At 60.0% G+C, this 25,133-nt stretch carries 20 protein-coding genes, 1 tRNA gene and 1 other RNA gene; all 22 read right to left on the bottom strand.

The window, feature by feature from the left end; genetic code table 11:
* The 22 genes from tssA to OKC29_RS00645 all read right to left on the bottom strand — a co-directional run bounded on the left by tssA (nucleotide 1) and on the right by OKC29_RS00645 (nucleotide 25,129).
* Entirely contained in the window at nucleotides 1–1,446 is a 1,446-nt protein-coding gene (gene tssA / locus OKC29_RS00750; RefSeq protein WP_073349877.1) for a type VI secretion system protein TssA, read from the bottom strand.
* An 8-nt stretch (nucleotides 1,447–1,454) separates the two neighbouring features.
* Complete coding sequence (gene vasI, locus OKC29_RS00745; protein ID WP_049048597.1) at nucleotides 1,455–2,060, bottom strand: type VI secretion system-associated protein VasI; 606 nt, start codon at nucleotides 2,058–2,060, stop codon at nucleotides 1,455–1,457.
* Nucleotides 2,060–3,598 carry a sigma-54-dependent transcriptional regulator VasH gene (gene vasH / locus OKC29_RS00740; RefSeq protein WP_073349875.1) on the bottom strand — a complete coding sequence of 513 codons (1,539 nt, stop codon included), beginning with the start codon at nucleotides 3,596–3,598 and terminating at the stop codon, nucleotides 2,060–2,062. Before vasH ends, vasI begins: the two co-directional genes overlap by 1 nt.
* Nucleotides 3,599–3,600: 2 nt before the next feature.
* Nucleotides 3,601–6,243, bottom strand: coding sequence for a type VI secretion system ATPase TssH (gene tssH / locus OKC29_RS00735; protein ID WP_073349873.1), 2,643 nt, complete (start codon nucleotides 6,241–6,243; stop codon nucleotides 3,601–3,603).
* A gap of 20 nt (nucleotides 6,244–6,263) precedes the next feature.
* On the bottom strand, nucleotides 6,264–7,043 hold the full coding sequence (gene icmH / locus OKC29_RS00730; protein WP_162275666.1) for a type IVB secretion system protein IcmH/DotU: 780 nt from the start codon (nucleotides 7,041–7,043) through the stop codon (nucleotides 6,264–6,266).
* Nucleotides 7,044–7,065: 22 nt separating this feature from the next.
* On the bottom strand, nucleotides 7,066–8,400 hold the full coding sequence (gene tssK / locus OKC29_RS00725; RefSeq protein WP_017411064.1) for a type VI secretion system baseplate subunit TssK: 1,335 nt from the start codon (nucleotides 8,398–8,400) through the stop codon (nucleotides 7,066–7,068).
* Between the two features lie 2 nt (nucleotides 8,401–8,402).
* Nucleotides 8,403–8,918: a type VI secretion system lipoprotein TssJ gene (tssJ, locus tag OKC29_RS00720; protein ID WP_011705718.1), complete on the bottom strand. Its 516-nt coding sequence runs from the start codon at nucleotides 8,916–8,918 to the stop codon at nucleotides 8,403–8,405.
* Nucleotides 8,918–10,168 carry a type VI secretion system-associated FHA domain protein TagH gene (tagH, locus tag OKC29_RS00715; RefSeq protein ID WP_049048591.1) on the bottom strand — a complete coding sequence of 417 codons (1,251 nt, stop codon included), beginning with the start codon at nucleotides 10,166–10,168 and terminating at the stop codon, nucleotides 8,918–8,920. Before tagH ends, tssJ begins: the two co-directional genes overlap by 1 nt.
* Nucleotides 10,169–10,224: 56 nt before the next feature.
* Complete coding sequence (gene tssG, locus OKC29_RS00710) at nucleotides 10,225–11,223, bottom strand: type VI secretion system baseplate subunit TssG (protein ID WP_029303268.1); 999 nt, start codon at nucleotides 11,221–11,223, stop codon at nucleotides 10,225–10,227.
* A complete protein-coding gene (gene tssF, locus OKC29_RS00705) occupies nucleotides 11,187–12,953 on the bottom strand; it encodes a type VI secretion system baseplate subunit TssF (protein WP_073349870.1) in 1,767 nt (588 codons plus the stop codon). Before tssF ends, tssG begins: the two co-directional genes overlap by 37 nt.
* A gap of 3 nt (nucleotides 12,954–12,956) precedes the next feature.
* Nucleotides 12,957–13,388: a type VI secretion system baseplate subunit TssE gene (gene tssE / locus OKC29_RS00700; RefSeq protein WP_005299981.1), complete on the bottom strand. Its 432-nt coding sequence runs from the start codon at nucleotides 13,386–13,388 to the stop codon at nucleotides 12,957–12,959.
* 6 nt (nucleotides 13,389–13,394) lie between these two features.
* A complete protein-coding gene (gene tssC, locus OKC29_RS00695; protein WP_073349868.1) occupies nucleotides 13,395–14,873 on the bottom strand; it encodes a type VI secretion system contractile sheath large subunit in 1,479 nt (492 codons plus the stop codon).
* A 38-nt stretch (nucleotides 14,874–14,911) separates the two neighbouring features.
* Nucleotides 14,912–15,415 (bottom strand): type VI secretion system contractile sheath small subunit, encoded by a 504-nt coding sequence (tssB, locus tag OKC29_RS00690; protein ID WP_005299975.1) that lies wholly within the window; start codon nucleotides 15,413–15,415, stop codon nucleotides 14,912–14,914.
* Between the two features lie 678 nt (nucleotides 15,416–16,093).
* Nucleotides 16,094–17,464, bottom strand: a complete 1,371-nt coding sequence (locus OKC29_RS00685; protein WP_162275665.1) for a tetratricopeptide repeat protein — start codon at nucleotides 17,462–17,464, stop codon at nucleotides 16,094–16,096.
* 135 nt (nucleotides 17,465–17,599) lie between these two features.
* Nucleotides 17,600–18,145, bottom strand: coding sequence for a DUF6630 family protein (locus OKC29_RS00680; RefSeq protein WP_073349864.1), 546 nt, complete (start codon nucleotides 18,143–18,145; stop codon nucleotides 17,600–17,602).
* 123 nt (nucleotides 18,146–18,268) lie between these two features.
* Nucleotides 18,269–19,258 (bottom strand): type VI secretion system immunity protein, encoded by a 990-nt coding sequence (locus OKC29_RS00675; RefSeq protein ID WP_073349862.1) that lies wholly within the window; start codon nucleotides 19,256–19,258, stop codon nucleotides 18,269–18,271.
* 9 nt (nucleotides 19,259–19,267) lie between these two features.
* Complete coding sequence (locus OKC29_RS00670) at nucleotides 19,268–20,587, bottom strand: type VI secretion system polymorphic nuclease effector (protein WP_073349860.1); 1,320 nt, start codon at nucleotides 20,585–20,587, stop codon at nucleotides 19,268–19,270.
* A gap of 1 nt (nucleotide 20,588) precedes the next feature.
* Nucleotides 20,589–22,820 carry a type VI secretion system effector VgrG gene (gene vgrG, locus OKC29_RS00665; RefSeq protein WP_073349858.1) on the bottom strand — a complete coding sequence of 744 codons (2,232 nt, stop codon included), beginning with the start codon at nucleotides 22,818–22,820 and terminating at the stop codon, nucleotides 20,589–20,591.
* Nucleotides 22,821–23,097: 277 nt separating this feature from the next.
* On the bottom strand, nucleotides 23,098–23,616 hold the full coding sequence (hcp1, locus tag OKC29_RS00660) for a type VI secretion system effector Hcp1 (protein ID WP_010634822.1): 519 nt from the start codon (nucleotides 23,614–23,616) through the stop codon (nucleotides 23,098–23,100).
* Between the two features lie 470 nt (nucleotides 23,617–24,086).
* Nucleotides 24,087–24,216: non-coding RNA, RtT sRNA (locus OKC29_RS00655), on the bottom strand.
* Nucleotides 24,217–24,439: 223 nt separating this feature from the next.
* Nucleotides 24,440–24,527, bottom strand: a tRNA-Ser gene (locus tag OKC29_RS00650).
* Nucleotides 24,528–24,673: 146 nt separating this feature from the next.
* On the bottom strand, nucleotides 24,674–25,129 hold the full coding sequence (locus OKC29_RS00645; RefSeq protein ID WP_029301206.1) for a YbjN domain-containing protein: 456 nt from the start codon (nucleotides 25,127–25,129) through the stop codon (nucleotides 24,674–24,676).
* Between the last annotated feature and the right edge of the window lie 4 nt (nucleotides 25,130–25,133).

The raw sequence follows: 25,133 nt of genomic DNA, 5'->3' as shown, positions 1-25,133 counted from the left end.
TCATTTCGACAACGGCGCCGCCAGGCTCTCCAGGCGGTTGACCAGCCCGGGCTCCCAGTGCGACAACCCAAGGCGACTGGCCTCTTGCCACAAGTGTTGATAGTGCTGGCGCGCAAGCGCCTCCATGCCTTCCTGCGCCAACAGCTCCGCCTGCACCAGCAAGGCGTGGAAGCGATCTCTTGGCTCTTTCAACTGCGCAATCCGCTCATCGAGCAGGGCGAGCGCCGCCGCGACCCCCTGCTCGCCGTGGCGCTGGGCGACCTCCTCGGCCAGCCCAGCTTCGCCACTGCCCGCACTGCCGCCCTTGGCCGGTTGCAGCCAGCGGCTGCACTCGGGGGAGAGAAACGGCGAACCGTCGCTAAAAGCGAGCTCCCGCAGGGCCGGCAGGCGCTGCAGAAAAGTCCCGAGCTCCTCGGCGATCGCCTGGGCCACCGCCCCGAAGCCGAGTTTCTGGGCCACCTCGGCCGAGAGCCTATGCCCCTCGAACCAGTAAGGCGCCAGGGTCAGGCTCTGCTCGATGCGCTGCCAGAGCCCCAGATCAGGGGCGTTCATGGCGGCGCGGTACTCGTCCACCATGTCCGCCGACATGGGCGCCAGCGGGGTTTTATTGCCCGCCCCGCTCATGGGGACCGCCGTGATCCCGGCCCAGACGGCATGACGGCGCAGTCGATAGCCAACCGCGGCATCGGGCTGACGCTCGATCAGGAGCTCCGCCACCTTCAGCTGGGTCTGGCGCCAGGCGCGATCGTTGGAACTGTCGACGTCGACGCCGGCACTGCCGCCACCGCCGCTGAGCACCATGGCGCCGGCACCGCTGGCAGTAGACGCCACCGAGACCGGGGAGCCCGCTGCCGCAGCGCCGCTGCTCTGGGGCTGCCCGGCGGCATTGGCCTCGGCCTGTGCCAGCTGCTGGCGCTGGGCCCGTTTCAGCCCCATCACCAGTGGGTCGAGCAGCTCCCCCTTGTCGGGACACTGCGCCAGCCAGACTCGCTCCAGCTGCTCGGCCTGGGCCAGCAACTGGGCCAGCTCGGCTGCCGAGGCGCTCTCGCAAATGCGCGGCAGCGCCCCGTCGAAGCGCTTGACGATCTGCACCATCAGTCGCTGTTTCTGGCTGGCATTGCCGGGCCAGGCCAGCAGCCAGTAAGCCTGGATCCAGGCCTCCAGCAGACTGATCGCCGCCCCCAGCGGGGTCGCCTTGGCCGGGTGCTGCAAACAGCGCAGCAGCTGGGCCAGCACCCGCATGTCCTTGGTGCGGCTCTCCAGCAAGCCGAGGCAGGCCTCGGCCACCGCATTGAGATCCACCTGGCTGTGAGCGAGGGATCCCAGCTTGACCAGCTCGGTCTCCACGTAGTCCCAGCGCGGCTCGTCGGTCAGCACGGCGCCTCTGATCTGTTCATCCGGCAGGCTGGTGAGCAGGCGTGCACACCAGGGGTGTTGATAGCTCATCGCCCCTCCTACCAGCGGCACTGCTGACGCAGCGGTGCCAGCGCCTCTTTCAGGCCGCTCAGGTCGACCCGCAAGAGGGCACCGTTGTCGGCCCGCACCTGCAGCTCGCGATGGCCCTGCCAGCGCTTGAGCTCCTCGATGGCGGGCAGACCGCGGCCATATTCCAGCAACAGGCCCTGATCCCGGATAAACCAGCTCTGGGAGCCGGCACTGGGCTGACCATCCAGCTCGACCTGCACTTTCTCGCCGCTCCAGGGAGAGTCCAGCCGCAGCCGGATATGGGTGATGCTGTCGACGCAGCCGATGGCCAGGGTCGCCCCGCGCAGTGCCGGGCGGGTCAGGGTTTCACTGCCACGGCCGGCATCGCTCTGCAACAAGAACGGCGCGCTCGCTGGCGTGCGGGCCTGCTCCTGGGCCCAGATGGCCTGCCAGGCCGCCGACTTGGGGGCGGCCCCTTCGGCGGCACTGGCCGCACCATTGCCGATGGCGTCGTAGCAGGCGAGCCGCACCAGCGGCGAGGGCTCCTGCCGGCAGGCCTGCCAGCGCGCCATGTCCAGCGGGACCTCGGCCGCACTGGTGGCCAGCAGCAGCGGCAACAAGCCGAGGATGCTCATCAGTTCACCTCCAGTTTCTGGCACTTATGATCCAGGGTGCGTTTGGGAATGTTGAGGCTCTCGGCCACCAGCATCCGATTGCCCTGGAAGTGGCGCAGCCGCGCCTCGATGACGGAAGCCTCATACTGCTGCATGGCCCGGCGCAGATCGCGGATGTGGTTGTAGTCGTCCATGGTGCCGGGCAACTCGACGCAGACCCGCTCGCGCAGCTCCGGCGGCAGCGCTTCCAGCCCCACCTCCTCCCCGTGACGGGTATGGGCACAGGCCACCTCCAGCAGGTTGCGCAGCTCGCGCACGTTGCCGGGGAAGTCATAGGTCTGCAGCTGTTTCAAGAACTTGCGCTGCAGCCCCACCAGGGTCTTGCCATCCTGGGCGGCAAACTGGGCCATGAAGTGCTGGCACAGCAGCGGCACGTCATCCATGTGTTCGCGCAAGGGGGCGATCAGCAGCAGGCACTGACAGAGGCGGTGATAGAGGTCGGCCCGAAACTGCCCCTCCTCCACATGGCGGGTCAGCGGCTGATGGGTGGCGGCGATGAGGCGAAAATCGGAGTGATACTCCTGCTCGGCCCCGAGCGGCCGGTAACTGCGGGTTTCCAGCACCCGCAGCAGCTTGGCCTGCATGGCGGCGGGCATATCCCCCACCTCGTCCAGAAACAGGGTACCGCCGTTGGCCTGGGCCACCAGCCCGGTCTTGTTGGCAAGGGCGCCGGAGAAGGCCCCCTTCTGGTAACCGAACAGCTCGCTCTCGATGAGGTTCTCCGGGATGGCGGCGCAGTTGATGGCCACAAAGGGCTTGTTGGCGCGATCGGAGCACTGGTGCACCAGCCTTGCCACCACCTCCTTGCCGCTGCCGGTCTCCCCCTGGATCAGCACAGTCAGCTTGTGCTGGCCGGCCTGGTTGATCTGCTCGCGCAGCCCGCGGATCACCGCAGACTGACCGACCAGCTGATCGCCGAGCAGCTTCTCGTGCTGGCGCAATCGCTCCCCCTCTCCTTTCATCTGGCGCAGGGAGTCGCGCAGTACCCCTTGATCCCGCCGACTGCGACCGAGATCGCGAATGAGGGTGAGCTGGTTGCAAAAGACCTGGGAGAGCTGGGCCAGCTCGGGGCCATCGGCCCAGGCCTGCAGCACCTCCCCTTCATCCATCAGGGCCAGCACGGCAAACGGCTTGCCGTTGCCATCCAGCAGCGGATACGCGTGCAGCCCGCACTGCTGGCCAAGGTTGGCCAGCAGTGCACGAAAGCCAGCGTGCTCGATGCGGGCACCGCCGTAGAGGGAGTCCCAGGTGCGGGACTGGGCCTTGTGCAGCACATAGGCAAGGGGGTGGGAAAAATCGTCCACCGCCAGCCCCAGCGCCACCTCCTTCCCCCTGACCCAGCCTTGGCACTCCAGCTGACGGCCGCTCACATCCAGCATGCCGAGCAGCAGCCCCTTGGGCTGGAAGCTGGCATGGACGGTCGAGCTCCACCAGTGGCACAGGTGCGGCTCATCGCGCTGGGCGGTGAGGGCCAGGGCAAATGCGAGGGCTTGCTCCATACTCAAGCCCCCACCTCGGCCACGAACTGGTGATCGGCCACGGAAAAGTGGACGCGCTTGATGGGTTCACCGGCAGAGAGGCGCTGCAGCAGTTGCAGGGAGACCGGCGGCAGCAGGGCGCCGTCGATGACGGATTCGAGCATGCGGGCACCGTTCTCGCTGCGATTGGCTCGCAGCAGGATCTCTTCTGCCACCTCGTCGTCCAGCACCACCTCGGCGCCAAAGCGCTCCTTGAGCAGCTTGACCAGCCGGTTGAGCTTGCCGCCCACGATCTGCACCAAGGTGTCGTGACCCAGCGGCAGATAAGGGATCACCTCCATGCGCGCCAGCAGCGCCGGCTTGAAGAAGGCGGCGAGCTCCGGATAGAGGGCATCGAGCAGCACGTCGGGCTGCTCGGCATGGTCGACGATGGTCTGGAAACCGAGGTTGGAGGTGAGGAAGAAGACCACGTTCTTGCAGTCGATGATGCGCCCTTCCCCGTCCGCCAGCTCGCCCTTGTCGAACGCCTGATAGAAGAGGTTGAGCACATCCGGGTGAGCTTTTTCCACTTCATCCAGCAGCACCACCGAGTAGGGCTTCTGGCGAATGGCTTCTGTCAGCACGCCCCCCTCGCCGAAACCGACGTAGCCGGGTGGCGAGCCGATCAGACGGGAGACGGTGTGCTTCTCCTGATACTCGGACATGTTGATGGTGGTCAGATACTGGCGGCCACCGAACATCAGCTCGGCAATCTGCAGCACGGTTTCGGTCTTGCCGACCCCGCTCGGCCCCACCAGCAGGAAGGCGCCAAGCGGGCGGCCGGGACGGCGCAGGTCGGCGCGGGCGGTCAGCAGGTGCTTGTGCAGGTGGGCCACCGCCACATCCTGCCCCTTGATGAGCTCGCCGAGGTACTCCGGCAGGCGGGTCACCACGTCCAGCTCCCCTTGCGAGATGCGATTGAGGGGCACCCCGGTCCACTCGGCAATGACGGCGGCAATCTGGGTTTTGTCGACGTGAGCTGAGACCAGCACTTCTCCTTGCTGCAGCTCGGCCAGCTCGCGCTCGAGGGTGGCCAGCTGCTCGGCAGCGGCTTGCGGATCGAGCGGCGCATCGGCGAGATCCAGCGCCTCTCTGGTCAGCATCTCATCCTGCTGATCGGCCAGCAGGGCTGCGCGCAGCTCGACAATCTGGTGTACCAGCCCCTGCTGTTGCTGCCACCGGGCTTCCTGCTCGGCCAGCTCTTCACGGCAAGCCTGCTGAGCTGCCTGCAACTCGGCCAGGCGCTCTGCGTTGTCACCAAGACCGATCAGGCTCTGGCGCTCCAGCTGGCGGATCTCCAGCTCGCGCTGGCGCAGCGCGTTTTGCAGGTGGCTGACCGCGCGCGGCGGCGTGGTGAGGTTGATGGCCACCCGGGCACAGGCGGTATCGAGCACGTCAATAGCCTTGTCCGGCAGCTGACGGCCGGAGATGTAACGGGCGGAGAGCTGGGCGGCGGCCTGCAGCGCCTCCTCGTCGATCAGCACCCCGTGGGCCTTCTCGTAGATACTGCGCAGGCCGCGCAGGATCACGGTGGCCTCGTCGGCATCGGGCTCACCGACCTTCACCAGCTGGAAGCGGCGCGACAGGGCCGCGTCTTTTTCCACGTATTTCTTGTACTCACCCCAGGTGGTGGCGGCGATGGTGCGCAGCTCGCCCCGGGCCAGCGCCGGCTTGATGAGATTGGAAACATCCAGCCCGCCGGCCTGGTTGCCGGCCCCTATCAGGGTGTGTGCCTCATCGATGAACAGGATGACAGGTTGCACGGCGTCCTTGACCTCCTGCATCACCCCCTTGAAGCGCTTCTCGAACTCCCCCTTGACCGAGGCGCCGGCCTGCATAGCGCCGAGATCCAGGGTCATCAGCTCGACCCCGCGCAGCTTCTCGGGCACCTGACCCGCCACCATGCGCAGGGCCAGCCCTTCGATGAGGGCGCTCTTGCCGACACCGGCCTCCCCCACCACGATGGGATTGTTCTTGCGACGACGGGAGAGGATGTCGATCATCAGGTCGATTTCGTGATCCCGGCAGAGCACGGGATCCAGGCTGCCCTGGCGGGCCTGTTCGGTCACGTTGACGGTAAAGCGGGCCAGCAGGCTGGCATCGGCCGGCAGGGCTGCCTGTGCCGTCTTGCCGCCGGAGGCGGTGGTCACTTGTGTCTCGGCGGACTCCTTGACCCACTCGTCGAACTGCTGGCGCAGCAGCTCGCGATTGACCTTGGCGAGCAGGCGAGTCACCGAGCCCGGCAGGTAACGCTGGGGGGTCATCAGCAGCACCAGCAGCATGACGCCGCTGCGCAGCTGCGCATGTTGCAGCTCGGCAGAGGCGAGCAGCCAGCTGTCTTGCAGCCACTCCACCAGCATGGGCGAGAAGGAGGGGTAACCCTGGCCATAGCTGCTGTCGGCAGCGGACGGTTGCAGCAGGGTCTTGAGCTCTTCCACCTCCACCTCGGCCACCTTCAGGATCTGGCGCACGTCGCTCAGCGGGGTTTCCAGCATCTTGAGCAGCAGGTGCTCGATGCGGATCTCGGCCCCCTGGTGGTTGACGCAGAGGGCCGCAGCCTCTTCCAGCATGTGACGGCAGATGGGGTTGAGTCTTTCCACCAGTACCGGTAGCTCTATACGAATCAAGGCGTGCTCTCCTTAAGTATTTATTTTAATAATTCGCCCAGTTGACGCAGCACGTCCTGGGTCTGGTTATTGAGTTGGTGGTGATAGAGGCCAAAGATCAGCGCCAGGATCAGCGCACCACCCATGAACAGGCTGCGCAGGGATACCTGCTTGCGCAGCTGATAGCGGGAGGCCTGCTGGCCCAGATCGAGGTGAAACACGCTGGGCGCCTCGCCGCCGGACTCGGGGGCCAACTGCTTGTGCAACTGGCGCACGATGCGCTCGAACTCCCCTTGTCCCTTACTCATCACCTTGTAACGCCCCTCGAAACCGAGGCACAGACAGAGGTAGATGAACTCCAGAATGTCGCGATAACGCACCGGGTCTTCCTGCAGGCGGGCCAGCAGCACGAACACCTTCTCGCCGCCCCAGGTCTCGTTGTGAAAGCGGGTCAGCAGGGAGTGCTCGGACCATTCGCTCTGACTGCCCCAGTCACGGCCCATCACGGCCTCGTCGATGAAGGTGCAGAGGATGTAGCGAAACGACAGCACCACCCCGTTCTCGTAGCCCTGGGCCATCAGCTCCTGTTCGATGGCCTGGATCTCGGTCACCACCCGCTGGTAGAGCTCGGGCACCCGGTCGTAGCGCGACAGCAGGCGTACCCGCTGCACCAGCCCCAGCAAGGGGGTCACCGCATCGATCATCGGGTTGATGCTCTGGCCGCGCAGGCGGAACCAGTAGTCCGAATCCATGTCCAGCTGCTCGGCATGATCGAACAGCAGGTCGCTGAGTTGCTCATTCTTGATAATGTCCGTGGTCATCTCTGCTTATTCCTTGGTGCGATCACTGGCTGCGAATAGCCCAGAGCTGCATGTCGAGCTCGGGGAAGTCGCCGGCGATGTGGAAGGCGAGGGTGTTGCCCACCGCCAGCATCTGCCAGGCCGGGCTCTGCCGGTCGAGCTGGAAGTAGCTGTAACCGGCGTGATAGGGCAGCTGGCGCGGCGCCACCGGCAGCGGCAGCAGCGGAATGCCGGGCAGTTGCAGGCTGATGAGCTCGCGGATCTTGTCGCTGGAGGCCACCTTGGTCTGCTGCAGCAACTGCTTGCGTAGCTGCTCCTGCGGCATGCGGGCACGCACCGCCAGCACAAAGTCGGCGCTGGTCATCAGCTCGCTCTCGTTGACCATGGCCACCATGATGCCGTACTGGTGCTTGCGCAGCTGGATGGAGACGGCGCGCGGCGACAGCACGGTGCTGAGCGCCTGGCGCAGGGCCAGCATCACCGGCTCGAAGCTCACCTGCTGATCGTCGTGGCGGTAGGCAGGGAACTCGGGCGGCAGGCGAGACTCGTCGGTAAAGGTCATCAGCTCGCCACAGAGTTGTACCAGCGATTCGTGCAGCCGCTCGGGGTGCAGGGTACCAAGGCGCGCCAGATGGGAGAGCTGGGGCTGGGCCCGGTTGAGCAGTTGCAGCATCATGAACTCGGCCACGTCGGCCACCCCCTGCTGACCCGGCGCGGCGATGCGCTGGGAGAGGCTCCGGGCCCGCTCGGCGACCAACCCGGCCGATTCGCCGAGGAAGCGCTTGAGGGTCGGGATGGCGGAGACGCTGATGCTGCAGGGCATGAAGTTGGGATCCAGCACCAGGCCTCCGTCCGGCCGCTTGTCCAGAATGCGGGCGATGGCGAGTGACGCGTAGGCACTGCGGTCTTCCCGCTCCAGCATCAGCCGCAGACTGACCCGCCCCACTTCGAGGGAGACCACGTCCCCCCCTTCGCTGTGCAAGTCGCGCACGTCGTGGCGATGGGCCTGCAACCGGGTGGCCACCTGGCCGCCCTGATTGACCTCGTTGACGCCGCTCACCGAGAGCGGCAGCGCCAGATAGACCTTCTGGTTGGCCACCGAGGCGTCGGTGACCTCCAGCGGGGTCGGCAGCACGTCGTCATTGGGGATGTTGAACACGGTACCGTCTGGCAGGATGCCGGTGGCCCCCACCAGGGCGATGCGGCCAAAGCCCAGGTAATCCTCGTTGATGGCGAGCGACTGCAAGCCGTAGAAATAGTCGGACAGCGCACTCAGGCGAGCGTGCAGCGCGTAATCCGAATGTCTTTGTTGTTGCTGGAAGTGCTGGGGCTTGATGAACAGCCCCTCACGCCAGATAACCCGATTTCGACTCGACATGGTTATTCTTCTTCTTTTTGCAGTTCCACTTCATCCAGGCGCAGGTGCACCAGGATTTGATAAGCCGTTCCCTTGCTCTTGATCTTGATGACCTTGCGCCACTCGGCGCTGTCGGGGTCGGCGTAGCGTGCGATCACCCCGATGTAGCGGGTCTTCTCGTCGAGCTTGATGGGGGGCAGGTATTTGAACTGGCCCGGCAGCAGGGTGTAGTCCTGATGATCCAGGTAGTTCTTGCCAAGGGCCTTCTCCACATCCGCGGTCACCTGGTCGTAGTCGGTGGCGAGCAGCTTGGAATCCTCTGCCAGCAGCACCACCTGAAACTCGATGGGCGCCGCCTCCCCGCTCTCGTTGGGGTTGACGTCAGGCTCCGCCAGCAGGCTCAGCCCCAGGGTCGTCGGTTGACTGTCATTGCTGCCCACCTGGATATCCGGGTTCATGGCCACGTCGGCCATCTTGCCCATGGTGGTACAACCTGCCAGGGCCAGCAGCGCGGCGCCCAGCATCAGCGCACGTATCATCAAATCAGTCCCTGTTGCTGACGCACGGCCTGGTCATAGGCCTGGGCATACACCTGGTGGAACAGCTTGTCGAACCCCTGCTGACGGGCGGAGGTGAGCTCACGGTAGTAGTGCTGGTACATGTCCCAGGCCCAGCCTTCATCGGCCGTGCCCGGTGCACCGCTGCGGCGGTATTGCTCGAAGCGCCCCAGCAGCGCCTGCGGCGAAAACGCCTGCAAGATGCTGTCAAGCGCCGCGCCGATGGCCTGCTGATTAGCCACGTGATGAATGCGCACGTTGTGCAGGCTCTCGGCCACCGCCGCCGGCGCACTCAGGTGGACCGGGCTCTTCTGCTCGGCAAACAGCACCGCCAGGGTCTCGTCATAATCGAGGCCCAGGCGCAGCGGGTTGTCCTCGATGGGACGCAGGTGCTTGTCCGCCAGCGCCGCCTGCTCGTTTTGCAGCTGCAGCAGCCCCTCCACCATGGCCCGCACCGTCTTGCCCATCTCTTCGAGCATGTCGTGGGCCTGCTGGGTGTCCTGCAGTTGCAAGGGTTGACCCAGGCCGCGCATCAGCGGGGTCAGGGCCACGTGATCGACGCCGTCCAGCGACAGCTGATAATCGGGATGGTTCTCGATGGCGGGCATATCCAGAAATTCTTGGTTCATGGTGTTCTCGACAGCAGAAAAAGGGGCAAGAGGGGGAACGTCCACATCCGGTTGTGAACGCAGTGAAGCCTGCAGGCGACCGTCCGCCAGCGGGCCATCCATCAACGGATTGGGCGCCCTGCGCTCCTGCTGCAATGCCAGCAAGGGATCGGCCGCTAGGGTACGCGGATCGTCAGCCGGCACGACGGGCTCATCGCTGGTTAGCCACTCATCGAGCTGCTCGGTGGGGCGGTTGCCCAGCACCTGTTGCAGGCTCTGCTCGGGGGTGATGGCCCCCAGATAGGCGCGCAGCCGGAACGGGCCGATCACGAGCTCGTCCCCCTGCTCCAGATGCACCTTGCGGGCCCGCCCGATGGGCGAGGTGGCACCGTTGATATAGGTCTGGCCGCTCAGATCGCACAGGCAGAAGCGACCGTCGTTGAGCTCGATGCGGGCGTGGGCTGGCATGACGGCCCCCAGCCTGTCGCGCAGTTGCCAGTCATCCTGTTCGGAGGCCCCCAGGGTCCCCCCCATCTCGTCGAAGCGGTACTGCACCTGCTGGCTGCCGTCGAGCTGTTCGCTGTTGAGCACCACCAGGGAAAGTTGCTGGTTAAAATCGTCCACAGTTACTCCTGCACTGATTCCTGTAGTTAAATTTTCTGCGCTGCTGATGTCTGCACTTATTCCTGCACGCAGATGGTCACGAACGGATCACTCGGCGGCTGGCCGAGAAAGGTACTCCACCCCAGGCGGGCACTCTGCTCTTCCCCCAACCTCAGCCCCCTCGCCTGCTCCTGGCCGAACCCCAGACGCAGATCCCAGGCCAGCTGATCGCGCAGGATGAAGGAGACGAAGGTCACTAGGGCGTGGAAGTGCTCCCCGTTCGGCAGAAAGCCGAGAAACTGGCCAAAGCTCAGGTTGTTGATCTTCAACAAGAACTTGCCGGCACAGTCATTCACCTTGTCACCGATGACAAAATCGCTCCCCAGAGTGGCGCAGGCGCCGCCGAGGCGGTTTTGCTGATCCTGATGAATAGGCACCTTGCGCCACTGCCAGGCGCTCACCTGCACGTCGGCCAGATCGAAGCAGTGGGCCACCAGACCAGCCACCACCTCGGGGGAGCGGCTGGGGCTGGCCAGCATGCCCGCATAGGAGAGCATCTTGGCCCGGTTGACCGGCAGGCTCTGACAGACCGCCTCGTTGCCGAGCCCCACCAGGGCAAACATCAGGCGGGAGAAGCCATCCTCACCGTTGTCCTGAAACCGCACGTGATAGCGATACTTGCGCCAGATCCGGTGCAGCAGGGTCAGCAGACGGTGGTGGAAGAAGTCCAGAAACAGACCGAGCTTCTGCTCCCCCTGGGCGTACTCCCACGCCAGCGAATCGAGGTAATAGCCGGGCATCGGCGACTGACTGCCGTGCAGGCCGAGGAAGGCCACCTCCAGCTCGTGGCGCCCCTGCCCGTCCCGACCAATCTGCAGCACGTCGCTGGTGGGAAACCCCAAGGAAGCGGTCGCCTTGAAGCGGATGTTCTCGTCACCGGGGAGGTAGTCGAGCCCTCGCTCCTGATCGGCGCCATCGAGCCGGTTGAGCAGCTCAACCAGCTGAAAGAAATTGAAGCGGGGCGCCTCCCGGGCGGCGTTCACATCAGGGAGTGCTGACCGATCTGGACTGGCCATTGGTAGCGCTCCTTGTTGTCGAGATTGACCACCTCAAGCAGGTGGAAGGCGTTGACGCTGGCATAGAGCGAGAAGAAGTGGGCCAGCACGGTACTGAACAGATAAAGCTCCCCTTCGCTGCCAAAGGCGGACTGACGGATGGAGAGCACCGATTTGAGCCCCCGAACCGGCATGCCGCGCACCAGCCGATCCACCGGCTTGGTCTCTATCTCCTCGATCCCCGCCAGCCGCTTGCGCGAGGCCTGCTCGGCCTGCTTGTCGTGCAGCGCCGGAAAATCGTAGGTGCGCAACACCTGCACCAGGGCATCGCGGCGCAGCAGGGAGACATAGTTGAGCGACAGGTTGGATATCAGCGTCCAGTGCAGACTGCCGTCCAGCGCCGGGCGCAGCGGCCGGGTCGGCCGGATAAGGTTGCGGAAGGTGGCAAAGGAGGGCGAGCTGCCGGTCGGCACGCAGACGCTGCCCACCTTGAGACGGGCGGCGCGAGAGCGGTTGGTGCAGGTGAGCGTCACCGAGATGGATTCATCCAGTTCGACCGTGGTGGTTTCATCCCCGCGCACGAACGAGAGGTTGTGTTCGAAACCATCCCCGCTCACCGCCTCCTTGACTCGCACCCGGTAGTAGAGCGCCAGCCGCTGTTTGGCCCGCTCAATCTGGTGCTGGAAGCTCTCGAATGGCTGATAGATGCGCGGCGTACCGCGGGAGCGGCCGAGGTTCCCCTCGACCCAGCCCTCCACCTGATCCACCGAGAAGATCTCGAAGCTGTCGGCATGGCGATAACTTGCCTTGAGGGGATACTCCGCCTGACGACCGTTGAGGTTGACCGGCTCGCTGTCGTGCTGGAACAGGTTGATGGCCGGCACGCAGTTGAGCATGAAGGAGTCGGGACGGATCTTAAGCTCCGCCGGCAGCGGCCGGTCGAAGCAGAAGTGCACCTTGAATTCGCTCACCGGCAACGGCTGTTTGGGCCACTCGCCACCGGAGAGTTCGAAGAAGAGGAAGCTTTCCGGGAAGCAGAAGTACTCCTGCAGGATCCGGTAGCCGGAATAGACGTTGTTCGGATAGGGCAAGAGCGCGTCATCGCGCTCGAAGCCGACCGATTTGAGGGCCTTGGCCTCCTGGCGAAAGCGCTTGCCGTCGATCTCCAGCTCGATATGAGAAAGCTGGTTGGAAAGCCAGAAGTAGAGCTCATAGGCGGTGTAGCTGTCGCCACCAAGGAAAAAGCGCAGCTTGTCCAGTTGCAGCTCACTGAGCGGCAGAGGGGCATGCAGGGCGATATCCAGCGAGATGGTGGAGAGATCGTTGCCGCTCTGGGCAGCGATATGACGGATATCGGCCGGATAGACCCAAGTATCGTGACAGGTCTGGAAATGACAGGTCACCTCGTCCAGGGGCAGACTGTCGAGCTGGCAGCCTTGCCTGACCAGCGCCGGCTGGGCAATGGCGCCCGGAATGACCGAAAACTGCATGATGGTCATGCTGGGCACGGGACGCAGGTAGTTGGGCCAGAGCATGTTGAGCAGACCGTGAGTCAGCTCGGGAAACTCATCCTCAATCTTGGCGCGCAGGTTGCCCGTGAGGAAGGCGAATCCCTCCAGCAGGCGCTCCACGTCCGGATCAGTATTCTGCTCCGACAGAAAGCGGGTGAGCTCGGGATAGGCGTCGGCAAATTCGCGCCCTTGCAGGCGCAAAAACGCCAGTTCATCCCTGAAGTAATGTTCCAGCGACATTGATCAGACCATGCGGTAGTGACGGTGACTGTCCATATGGACGTTGAACGAGGTAACTTGCTCGATATGCTCCAGCCGCACGTGGGCCGTCACCTGAAACGACATCTCAAGCGGACTCGCCTGATAGTCGGGTGAACGAACATCCACATGGATGATCCGTGGTTCATAACGACGGATGCATTGCCGGATCGCTTCCCGGATCCGCCCCTTGATATCCGCACTGCCCTGAGTGGCGTCATTGAGATCAATGACCCCCAGATCGGGTGCACTGCGGCAATTGCCGGGGCGGGTGTTGAGGATCTGGTCGAGCTGCCGTTTGACAGAGTCGACCAGTTCATCAACTTCCGAACGAGGGGAAGAGCCAAGCCCCTCCCCCCGGATGCGATCAAACAGGCTGGCCGCATTTCCTCTATCCCAGGAAGAGAGATGCGGCATCGGGCCTTATTCCTTGTCCAGTCGACCTACCAGAGAGAGCTCGAAGCTCGCTCCCATGTACTTGAAGTGCGGGCGCACGGCCATGGCAACCTGGTACCAGCCCGGCTCCCCTTCCACATCCAGCACCTTGATCTGGGCGGCGCGCAGCGGACGACGGCTACGTACGTCTGCCGGCGGGTTCTCCTGATCAGCAACGTACTGCTTGATCCAGCCATTCAGCTCGCGTTCCAGATCCTGACGCTCTTTCCAGGAGCCGATCTGCTCGCGCTGCAGCACTTTGATGTAGTGCGCCAGGCGGTTGATGATGAACATGTAGGGCAGCTGGGTACCCAGCTTGTAGTTGGTTTCCGCTTCTTTGCCTTCCTTGGTGTTCGGGAACACCTTGGGTTTTTGTACCGAGTTGGCGGAGAAGAAGGCGGCGTTGTCGCTGTCCTTGCGCATGGTCAGGGTGATGAAACCCTCTTCCGACAGCTCGTATTCGCGACGGTCGGTGATCAGCACCTCGGTCGGGATCTTCGCCTGCAGCTGACCCATGGCCTCGTAGACGTGCACCGGCAGATCGTGGATGGCGCCGCCGCTTTGCGGGCCTATGATGTTCGGGCACCAGCGATACTTGGCGAAACTGTCGGTCAGGGAAGTCCCCATCAGGTAGGCGGTGTTGCCCCACAGATAGTGGTCGTGATCCGAGCTGATATCTTCCTGATAGTTGAAACCCTTGATGGGGTTTTCGGTCGGGTCGTAGGGCAGACGCGCCAGGAAGCGCGGTGCAGTCAGGCCCAGATAACGGGCATCTTCCGATTCACGCAGGGAACGCCACTTGGTGTAGGCCGGCCCTTCGAATACCGATTTCAGATCCTTGATGGAAGGCAGATCGGTAAAGCTGTCGACGCCGAAGAAGGCTGGTGCGACGGAAGAGATAAACGGCGCATGGGCCATGGCCCCCACCGCACTGACGTATTGCATCAGCTTGATGTCGGGTGCGCTGTGGGTGAAGGCGTAATCACCGATCACGGCCCCCACCGGCTGGCCACCAAACTGGCCATAACCGCTGGAATAGACATGCTTGTAGAGGCCGGACTGGGTGATTTCGGGCGAGAACTCAAAATCTTCCAGCAGCTCTTCCTTGGTGGCATGCAGCACCTGAATCTTGATGTTCTCGCGAAAATCGGTGCGATCCACCAGCAGCTTGAGGGAGCGCCAGGAGGACTCCATCTCCTGCAGATCCTTGGCGTGCAGGATCACGTCCATCTGCTTGCTGAGCTTCTTGTCGAGCTCGACAATCATGCTGTCCACCAGCGCCTTGTTGACTGGCTCGCTGGTGGTACCGCTGTCCAGAATGTTGGCGATCAGGGCTGCAACCCCCTGCTTGGCAACGCTGTAACCTTCATCCACCGGGGTAATACGAGCTTGCGCCATGATTTCGTCCAGCAAGGACGAGGAGGCGGCACTCGCCCCCGCTTGAACCTGTTCTTCGACCAAAGACATGTTTATTCCTTTCTCGTTCAGTCAATCCAACCCGGCGATCACTCGGCAGGCTTAATCAAATCCAGCTCCTTGAGCAGCTGCTCACGAGCGTCATCACTGGACAGCAGATCTTGCAAACGATTGCGGAAGGCAGGGATATTGCCCAGTGGCCCCTTCAGGGCAACCAAGGCCTCACGCAGTTCCAGCAGCTTGCGCAGCTCGGGCACTTGCTGTGCCACGCTGTCAGGGGTGAAGTCTTCCAGAGACTGGATCTTGATCGAAACCGGCAGCTCATCCTGGCTATTCTCTTCCAGACGATTGGGAACGGAAAACTTCAGTTCCAGCGCGGATTCTTTCATGACAGACGAGAAGTTATTCTTGTCGATAGAGACGGTCTGACGCTCCTCGATCGGAGTGTCTTCAGTACGGCCCTTCATATTGCCGACCACCATCATGGTCAACGGAAGCTCTATTTCCGCCTGCTGACCACCGGTTGCCGGTACATATTTGATGTTGATACGTTCTTTGGGCGCAACAGTGCCGCCGTCAATTCCTTTTCCCATGCTCTAAATACCAAGTTAAGGGTCAACCAAGACCCTAAAGCTTATAGCCAACGCCCTTACCAACAACTGTCAAAAATGACAGTTGACTGAAACACCGATGGATTCAGTGAGAAGTTCATCAGCTGACGATGCGTCTCCGATATACCAAAGCAAAAGCTCTAATAACCAAAAACGCAGTATGCATCTTGTTATCTATACAATCCGATTTTGCCTCTAATCTTTGTTAGAGGTCATATTGGCCTAAGAGCCATTTGCGCCGCATGGTATATGTGTGTAGCACCGGTAGTCAATTTATTATTTATCAAAGAAGAGACCTTTAAATACAAAAGCAAAGCAAAAACAGATAGTTACAATCAAATTGAGACGGTTTCACTTGATTATTGAAAATAGGCCTCGCTCTCAGAAAAATAGATTCCAGAGTCAATAAATTTGAATGTTAGTGATTCATGCATCTCACCATGAGGCAGTGCGACAAAGATGGTCGCGACCAGACAAAAATATGTAACAAAAAATGACAATTCAAGAACAAAAAATCCCTTCACCATGCAAAACAATGAAGGGACTGAAGGACATAATATGCACGACGATATCACCAGAATAAGGCGGCTTATATCAAGCGCTCTGGGTCATCGACCGTTCAGGTAGATTGTAAACTCATCCTTGTTGACAAAAAATAGACTAACTGTTCAATTTCTTCCCTTGGGAAAGCGCTACAAACCAATGCTGAGCAAGTTTTTGCCCTGCGCTCTTCTCTTTTTCAGTCATACCTTTTTCAAGCTCGTCACGTGCTTCAGAAACCTCACTATTTCCATCCGTGGCAGCAAGCAGATACCACGCATAAGCATGCAGTCTATTGCGTGGAGCTCCCAACCCCTGCTCCCGCATCATGCCCATGCGGTATTGGGCTGATCGGTGTAGGGCATTGGCGGCCAGTCGATACTGTTTAAGCGCCTGCGGGTAGTCTTCCTTGCCGCCCAATCCCAGCCGTAGCATCTCGCCATAGGCATAGTGAGCATCGACGTTGCCCTGTGCTGCTGCCAAAGCAAAATACTGGCGCGCGGTGACGAGATCCCCTTGCTCTTGCTGCCATTGCGCCAATGCCAGCTGAGCTTCGCTGAATCCCCCTTCTGCGGCACATGTCAACCAATGTTCTCGCGCGGCGCTATCGCTCTGTTGCAGGCTCAATTGATATTCGGCCTCATGGGAACCACTGCCTGCAGCCAGCTCCAGCCAATAACGGCCAAGCGCAAGATCCTGGGCAACCAGATCACCGACCAGATAGGCTTGTCCCAACCACAACTGGGCCGATACAGCCCCCGCATTGGCAGCTCGCTGATAGAGGCCGAATGCTTCTTCAGATGGAGCCTTGCGCGCCAGTACCAACAAGGCATCCGGCTGTTGCTGAGCGGCGGCTTTCTCATACCAGCGCAGGGCAAGATCGGGGCGCTTGCCCACCCCTTTCCCTTGTTCATAACGAGTGCCAAGCTGGAATTGGGCATCCCGATTCCCTTGTTCGGCGGCTTTCTCCAGCCATTTGACGGCATCTTCATCAGCCCCCGCCTGACCTGCATACCACTGCCCCAGAGCCAACTGGGCATTCACATGATCGCGCTTGGCCGCCTGTTCGAACCAATCAAGGCACTCACTGGCCAGCTTGCCCTTGTACCGTTGCCGGCAGTCCTGACCCAGTTGATAGCTGGCCTCCGAATTGCCCAACTTGGCGGAGCGCTGCCACCACTGCTTGGCCAGTACAGGATTTTTAGGTTCTCCCAATCCCGCCTGATACCAACTTCCCACCTGTAGCGCAGCCTTGCCCCTAATATCGGCATCCGCCGCCAGCGGACCCACTTGATCGGCAGCCTGCTTCATCCAGCGCATTGCCTCAGGATAATCCGGTTTGGCCGCCAGACGGTTGGCCAGCTCATATTGCGCCTTGCCTTGGCCCTGCTGAGCGGCTTGAAAGAGGTCGGATTCAGTCTGAGGTGTCGTAGTGGAACAAGCGGCGAGCCAATGGCTCGCCAGTACCAAACATAATGTGCGGTATGTCATCGTTTGTATCTGCAAATAATGAAGATGGAAGGGTGGCTGTGTACATAATGCTTGCTTACAACCAGATAGACTTTCTATTGCTTATCAACTTTTAAATAGACCTTATTCTGAACATTCCCATGTCGCCCAATAATCTTATTGCTCGTTCACATGATCCAGCTTGACCATAGCCAAACCCAGCTTGCGCCCCTCGTTTAACAGTTTATCGAGAACATCCGTTCGACAAATAAGTCCTGTATAGTGATCTGCATCGATATCCCAAAGCACGACTTCATATCCTCGCGCTTGCAGCCATAAGTCATAAAGCACCAACATGTGCCAAACCGATGTATCCTCACCCGGTTCGGAGCAAATAAAATGTTCCTTGACACCGTGAATATCCGCCAATGCGTTCCCCTGCAGCTCAACTTCCTCGACGTCTCGCCAGTCAATATTGAGACACACCCAATGTTCATTAGAGTTGAATTCAACAAGTGCTGACACAATGCCGCCCTGTAACTCATCGGCACGGGTATTCATCAGCGCGTTCAATCTACCGACTCTGATCTCTTCAGGCAGAGGGGATAGTAAAGTTGATAGAAACCATTTCTTTCTTCGTCTTTCGATATAGACCATGGGAATCAACAGGGGCGACAAGATAATGACGGAGAGGAGCAGGAATAGTTTTTTTATCGCCTTCACCTTTCTTTCTCGATTTTTTCATACAGAGCCAAAGGGGCCAAGCAATACCACGGCAGCACCAAAACGATGCTCGGTTCGCGATGTATCGATCACGCAGACAATGCATGATCGATACACTGCGGACTACTCCTGCACCCAGAACAACATGCCATCCTTGTTGACATGGGTTTGGGAAGGTAAGCGCTGCCCTTTGCGAAGCTGCCACTGCTCATCGGTCAGGTTGCAGCGCCAGTTGCCATCCTGCTCCACCACTGAACCCGGCATGGCAATAGGATGTTGGGCTACTCGCAATGCCTGCCATTTCTCTGCAATACCATTGGCTCTGGCATAATCCACCAGATCCTTGGGGTAATAGCGCATGTCTCGATAGCTGCTGTCATCCAGCTCATAAAGCAAGGTGACCAGCGCCGCTTCAAAAGCCCAATACCCAAAGTAGATGGCATGCTTTGCCTTGTGCCTGTCGTGCCAATAGCACTCTTTACACCCCTTGTACCATCCTTTGAGATATTGTTTGATGCTCGCCTGACGCTCAACCTTGGTGGGATTCACACCATCTCCCTTGATGGCATCAAATAACGGGCGATACACCTCGGGAATATAGGATTCTGGACCTCGAGGGAAGCCAGGATAACCCAGGCGGGCCAACAGTACGCTCCACAGCGGGTCGTCGTCCCCTTCCGGATTCTTACTGATATAACGCACTAACTCGGGCAACATCTCATCCTGGCCATAGAGGATGCTTAATGAGAACATCCAGAGCAGATATTGATAGGCATCTTGCTCCCAGTAATAAAACTGTTCATCTGGAAACTCTTTTTTATGGCGCAGCAGTTCTTTTTTTACTATCGAGAGGCATGCATTGATCTCTTCGTGGGATACGCCACCAGAATAAAGAAGAATTGCATGTTCCAAGTTGTCCATGAACATACTTTCGCTGGCCATGGAGCGGGTAGGACGTCGATGTGGATCACTCCAACGTTCATGTAAGGGATCGTTTATTTTAGCCCACCAACTTTGGTCAAAATATGATGACTCTTTATAATCCTCTATCTGCTCTAAAAAAAACGGCTCAGATAATAGTGGATCTCGACGCTGCTCAATAAACGAACTCATTCACTGCTCCTACTTGATCGAAATCGTACCTACGGCATTGGCTGACTTATCCAGCTTGGTTATCTGTATCACTTTACCAGATTCATCGACAATCATTAGCCAAGCCTCATAACCTTCATTTTTAAGATCTTTTAATATTTTCTTGTCCGTGATCTCATCGGGCAATCGCTTGTCTATCCACTGGCCGCTCATCTGCTTGCCCGACCCCTTGGTCATCGACAACAACTGGGTGCTCTTGGTGCCATCCCCGTCGATATACTCCCCCCCTGCCGTCCGAAACTTGGTCTCGGTCACCACGTAGGGAGGCGGAGGATTGGTATTCTTGTAGATACCATCGATGCCCCGCCCTCTGGGCTTGTCATTCAGGCTACGTACCCGGCGATGTTCTGGCAACAGGTTCTCGAACTTGTGATTTGCCATCCAGTTGTCGCTGATGATCTCACCATAAATCCCTTTCTTCGAGCGGCTCAGGATCTTGAGATCCACTTTGACCACATCGTCCGGCAGCGGGTGGATAACGGTACCACCGGGCACGGCCTTGTAACCAGGGGCATGCTTGACCGCCTCTTTCTCCAATCCCGCGGCTATCTCATCGAGGGATTTGAGCACGGGCCCCATGGCGACAGGCAACATCTGACCGGCCTGTGACTGCATCTGCAACACCAGACGCTGGGATTGCTCAAGCCAGATCCTGACTGAAGCAGGAGCCAATCCCTTGATCTTGCCAATCAAACTGGTCAGTGACTTGACTGCATCATTCAGATAACCCAGCAGCACGCTGACGGCAATCTGTCCTCTCAGCCCACGGATCTGGCCGGCAAATCCTTTCAGCACCTTGTCGAGGCGCGAGATACCCAGCACTTTCTTGACCTTGGGATCACTGAGAAACGTCAGCACGGGCGCCATTGCGGGTCTGATCGCCTTGGTGGCATCCCCACCCGCCTTGCGGACAAACAGGAAGATGATCTTCAACACCCCCTTGAGGGCTGAGCCCAGCGACGGGATCAGGCCAATCAGGGTAAAGCTCAGAAAAACCCACTTCTCCGGCTGCTTGGGATCACGGGAAATATCCCGGGCATTGGCAATCAGATCGCGGCAATCCAGCACCTGATCGACCACGGGAATAAGACCCAGCACCGCATTGGCGGCAATCTGCCCCGCGCTCTGGTTGGGATTGAAGTCACCCTGCAGGGCCTCCCAAATCCACTGCAGGCTGGAAGCAACCCCCTTTTTTACCGCCTCTGCACTTTGTTTGACATAGGCCGCGCCACCAGACACCGCTTGATCCAGGTGGTCATAGAGCTGTTCAAACAGATCGTTACCGAACATATCAGCCCTCGTCGCTCAGACTGTCGAGATGGCCGGTGAGGGCCGAGATGGATTCACGGGGCAGATCGACAAAATTGTCCTGCAGGTCATAGGTCACTGAAGCGGTGCCAGCAGGCACATCCTCGAGCAGCGCCATGCCCTCACCATCCAGCGTGCCCTCCCGCACCGAACCATCGCTCAATACGGCCTTGTATGGGGTGCCCGCCAGCGGCATCAGCTCGGAGTCGAGGTGATAAAACTTCATCCAGCGTGTGTGAGGGCTGTCCAGCATACCCTCGATGCTCTTGGGTACCTTGCCAGCCCAACCAGATCCAGAGCCTGCATTGCCACCCGAATTCATCTTGATGGTGGGGCCGACCAGGGTGACACCGCCGCCATCAACCTTGATAAAGCAGCCACCGACCTTGACGGTAATTTCAGAACCCGCTTCCAGCACCACCTTGGCACCGGCTTTGACGTGCACTTCCTGCCCCGCCTGGGTGAGCCAGCTCTGACCGAGTTTTTGATGCATGGAGGTATCCACGGTCAGCGAGTAGTCAGCCTTGATATGGTCCCGCTTCTCTCCTTCAACGGTCAGATGATCGTTGCCAAGACTGGGTGGGGCCCCTTCCTCACCCGGCACCTTCCTGACACGGGTCACCCGCTCATTGTCGATATCCCGATGCTCGTCATGCTTGATGTGCCACGCCGCATCGTTCTCGATAAGCACGTTCAGGTCTTTCTGACCGTGGATATAAATCTCTTCCTTGCCAGCCTGGTCTTCAAAGCGAAGCTCGTTGAAGCCCTCACCCTGGTGGGTTTCGGTCCGCAGCACGGTGCGGGTCTTGTTGGCCGGCAACTCATAGGGCGGCCGGTTGGTGGCGTGGTAGGTGCGGCCGGTCACGATGGGCTGGTCGGGGTCCCCTTCCAGAAAGCTCACGATGACCTCGTGGCCGATGCGCGGGATGGCCATCATGCCGTATTGGCCGCCGGCCCAGCCCTGGGAGACCCGCACCCAGCAGGAGCTTTGGTCGTTGGAGCTGCCGTAGCGGTCCCACGGGAATTGCAGCTTCACCCGGCCGTGCTCGTCGCAGTAAATCTCCTCCCCGTCGGGGCCCACCACCATGGCAATTTGCGGGCCATCCACCATCGGCTTGTGAGGGGCTTCCGGGCTGCCAATGCGTGCCCGCCAGGTGGTGCTGGCTTTCACTACGCCAAATTCGTTGTGGTAAACGGTGGGGCCGCTGCCCCCCTCCTCTTCCAGCGCCTGCGGCTGCAAGCCGGTGTGCTGGATACGCACGATTTGCCAGTCAGTGTTGAGGCTGCCGTTGGGATGTTCGGTCAGTGAGAAGCTCTTCCCCGGCTGTAAAGCCGCGCAGTTGGACTTAGCCTGGCCCGCCACTGCATCATTGCGCAGGGCATCCAGCCGATGTTGGGCAAACGCCTTGCCGCTCGGGTCCTGCTTGTAGCGGCCCGGGAAATCGAAGTGCTGGTAGGTATCCCGTTGATGCTCGAGCTCTGCGCCCTGCTTTTTGTGAGAGAGGCCATAAGCCGGGGTCTTGAAGCTGTAGTCCTTGAGCTCCACATCCGAGGGGCGCACTGCCTCCCGATAGTGGAACTGCCCGACATAGGGGCCTTGCTCGAGGGAATGGTTGCCGAGGTTGAAGAAGAGCTCGGGGCCAGCGGTCAGGGCTGCCGCGTCATCGGCAAACACGATGCGGTGCTTGCCCGCTTCAAACTCGTGGAAGTAGAACATCCCCTCTTCGGCGGCGAGGCGGTTGACGAAATCGAGGTCGGTTTCCCGGTACTGAACACAGTATTCCCGCTTGGCGTGCTCGTTTTTCAGGGCAAACGCATAGTCGGTAATGCCGTGCTCTTGCAACAAGATTGAGAGGATTTCATCGGGCTTTTGCGCCTGGAAGATGCGGGAGTTGTAGCGAAGCGACAACCGCCACAGCGCCGGCTGCACCAGCAGCTGATAGCGGGTGCGGCGAAAGCCGCTGTCCCCTTGCGCGAAGTCACTGACCACCCCGCACACCCGACGCTGCAGCTCGCCGTTGTACCACACCAGCAGCTCGCACGGCTGGTCCAGCACGGCGCCAAAGTCGATGTCGGGCTGGGCACTTGCCAGCTCTAGGCGCAGGTTGAACGGCCGGTTGAGCGCCTCATCCAGCGCAAACTCGGCCACCACGAAGGTGCTCTCGGGCAGGGCCCCCACCTTGACGGTAAATTGTAATCCTGTGCTGTCTGCCATCGCTGAGCGCCTCTGAGATGTCGTGTAGCCCCATCAGGCGGGGCACTGCAAGCCGGGTGAGAGATCCGCCATCGCCCCGGTTTTTCTGACACCATGGCTACCGCACGCCCTTGACGGCGTGCGGCAAGACGTAAACCCGGATTTTTTCTTGTACCCGCTCACACCAGGCAAACGGACATAAGAAAAATAAGGGGGAAACTAGCTGACTCGGTTGAAAGCAACGGGCTATGCGTTAAGAAAACAAGGGGCACCGCAAGCAGTGCCCCTGATGGGCAAGTTACGCCTCGATCGGCGCACGCCAGTCGTCCGCACCGGAAGTGCCGGCAACGGTGTGTTCCCAATCGATTTTGCGGTAGGCCAGAGAGACCTGGATCAGCTGGGTGAAGTCAGACTTCGCCGGATCCTGGCAGTGCGGCATCTGGCAGTCGATGTCAACGATGGTGGCATCGGTCAGCACGGTAGAGAAGAAGTGCTCCTGCTTGCCCTCGACGGAGGTGCGGTACCACTTCAGGGTCACTTTCGGCAGCATTTCGCCGGAAGCCAGCGAGTTGTACATCAGCGGCACGGCTTTGTTCAGCGCAACGGTGAACTTGAACGGCTTGTGGACACGCTGACCAGCAGGCTGACCGGATTGCGGGTCAGTCGGCACGGTCACGACGTGCTGGAACTCTTGCACCAGCATCTCGTCTTCGTGGCCTTGCACGAAGATGTTGCCGACGGAATCGGAGGTGAAGGCACCAGCGGTAATGTTGCCCTGAGTTTTACCTTCGATGCTGATATAACATGGCGTTGGCATGGGTATGCTCCTGATTGGTTGAACGGTAATGACACTCGACCGAATCCGTTAGCAGTGACCATGCCAAACAGTTTTTTCGTTAAAAAACAAATAATTAAAACAACCCCTCACTTGCATCATCGCCATACGGCGCAACAAATTGCGTAGTTGGCACATAAAACCACCGCCTCTTGCACAACCAGCACCAATCACTGAATAAATGGCAATCCATTGCGCAGAGCAGAACTTATCTCTACCTATCACCTATTACCCAGCGATCACTTACTGAAGAGAGGCAACGTAGTGATCGCGCTGCTTGGCAAGCTTCCCCAGCATCGGCATCGGCATCGGCATCGGCATCGGCATCGGCAGATAATCACCGGCCAGAAACGCAAAAGCCCGACCAGCAGGTCGAGCCTGGGTCAGAACCCGGCCGCCGTCAGCGGATAAAGTAAAAGGGCCTATCTTGCGATAGGCCCTTTTACGTTGTTTGGCGATGAGGAAAGGATCATTCGCCACTGCGTGGCTCACTCCTTCGGGGCGGCCTGCGGCCGTTCATCACTGCAAGCTGCTCTGCTCGAACCCGGTGAGGGTTCTCATCCTCTCTCTTCGACATGAACGGATAATTCTTCCCCAAAGCAAAAAACCGACTATCAGGTCGGTTTTTCAATCTGTACGCTGGGTCGGGATTGACTCGCGCCATCCATGGCGCTCGCCCTGCGGGCGGCCTCTGGCCGTCCAGGCGGACTATCCTGCCCGCCTGTCGAACCAGGGCCCGAACCGCGCCGCCCGTCACCGGATAAAACAAAAGGGCCTGTCACAAGACAGGCCCTTTTGTTTTATTTGGCGGTGAGGGAGGGATTCGAACCCTCGATACGTTGCCGTATACACACTTTCCAGGCGTGCTCCTTCAGCCACTCGGACACCTCACCAAATTTTGGTCTGTTGTTTAACGTGCTCAGCCAGCACGGTGTTCGCTGCGCCGTTGCGCTGGAACGGGGCGTAATTTAGGGTAAAGCCCCGCCGGCGTCAACGGCTTTTTGCATCAGGCGAACCGTTCGCACATTTAACGCACAAATCAGTGCACAGACTCCGGTGCAACCTGGATTTCCGGCAGATTCAGGAAGCCCAACCGCTCGCATTCGGAGACCACTTCATGCGTAGTAGCGATGGTGCTTTCAACGAACAGCAGGAACTGCTCGACCGACAGACCGGCCTTGGTGAAGACGGTGTGGCCCACCACCAGTCGCGGCAGGTTGTCATCGATGATGTCGAGGAACACCTTGAGCGACGGGTACTGCATGTTGAGACGACCCAGTTCGGCCACCAGCGGCAGCAAGGCGGAGGGACGCACCTCCAGCTCGGATGAAAACAGCAGCCCTTCCTCTTCGACGAAGATCCGGCTCTCCTGAATGCCTTCGACGGACTGCAGAGAGACAATGTGGATACCGTGGCACTGATCACAGACGTAGTGCTCGATACGAGCCTGCTGCAACCAACGCATTATCATTTCGGAGCTGGGGATATTCATCATTTCC

Source organism: Aeromonas sp. QDB34 (genome assembly GCF_027705405.1).
Lineage (GTDB): Bacteria > Pseudomonadota > Gammaproteobacteria > Enterobacterales > Aeromonadaceae > Aeromonas > Aeromonas hydrophila.
The sequence above is the reverse complement of the archived record's forward strand: the minus strand, read 5'-3'. Positions and strand labels throughout refer to the sequence as shown.

Excerpts from the sequence above, each read along its gene's own strand:
- OKC29_RS00675 (WP_073349862.1), bottom strand. The coding sequence starts at position 19,258 with ATGAGTTCGTTTATTGAGCAGCGTCGAGATCCACTATTATCTGAGCCG.
- OKC29_RS00645 (WP_029301206.1), bottom strand. The coding sequence starts at position 25,129 with ATGATGAATATCCCCAGCTCCGAAATGATAATGCGTTGGTTGCAGCAG.
- tssG (WP_029303268.1), bottom strand. The coding sequence starts at position 11,223 with ATGGCCAGTCCAGATCGGTCAGCACTCCCTGATGTGAACGCCGCCCGG.
- tssK (WP_017411064.1), bottom strand. The coding sequence starts at position 8,400 with ATGTCGAGTCGAAATCGGGTTATCTGGCGTGAGGGGCTGTTCATCAAG.
- vgrG (WP_073349858.1), bottom strand. The coding sequence starts at position 22,820 with ATGGCAGACAGCACAGGATTACAATTTACCGTCAAGGTGGGGGCCCTG.
- tssF (WP_073349870.1), bottom strand. The coding sequence starts at position 12,953 with ATGTCGCTGGAACATTACTTCAGGGATGAACTGGCGTTTTTGCGCCTG.
- OKC29_RS00685 (WP_162275665.1), bottom strand. The coding sequence starts at position 17,464 with ATGACATACCGCACATTATGTTTGGTACTGGCGAGCCATTGGCTCGCC.
- vasH (WP_073349875.1), bottom strand. The coding sequence starts at position 3,598 with ATGGAGCAAGCCCTCGCATTTGCCCTGGCCCTCACCGCCCAGCGCGAT.
- vasI (WP_049048597.1), bottom strand. The coding sequence starts at position 2,060 with ATGAGCATCCTCGGCTTGTTGCCGCTGCTGCTGGCCACCAGTGCGGCC.
- tssA (WP_073349877.1), bottom strand. The coding sequence starts at position 1,446 with ATGAGCTATCAACACCCCTGGTGTGCACGCCTGCTCACCAGCCTGCCG.
- tssB (WP_005299975.1), bottom strand. The coding sequence starts at position 15,415 with ATGGGAAAAGGAATTGACGGCGGCACTGTTGCGCCCAAAGAACGTATC.
- tssE (WP_005299981.1), bottom strand. The coding sequence starts at position 13,388 with ATGCCGCATCTCTCTTCCTGGGATAGAGGAAATGCGGCCAGCCTGTTT.
- tssJ (WP_011705718.1), bottom strand. The coding sequence starts at position 8,918 with ATGATACGTGCGCTGATGCTGGGCGCCGCGCTGCTGGCCCTGGCAGGT.
- tssC (WP_073349868.1), bottom strand. The coding sequence starts at position 14,873 with ATGTCTTTGGTCGAAGAACAGGTTCAAGCGGGGGCGAGTGCCGCCTCC.
- hcp1 (WP_010634822.1), bottom strand. The coding sequence starts at position 23,616 with ATGCCAACGCCATGTTATATCAGCATCGAAGGTAAAACTCAGGGCAAC.
- OKC29_RS00670 (WP_073349860.1), bottom strand. The coding sequence starts at position 20,587 with ATGTTCGGTAACGATCTGTTTGAACAGCTCTATGACCACCTGGATCAA.
- icmH (WP_162275666.1), bottom strand. The coding sequence starts at position 7,043 with ATGACCACGGACATTATCAAGAATGAGCAACTCAGCGACCTGCTGTTC.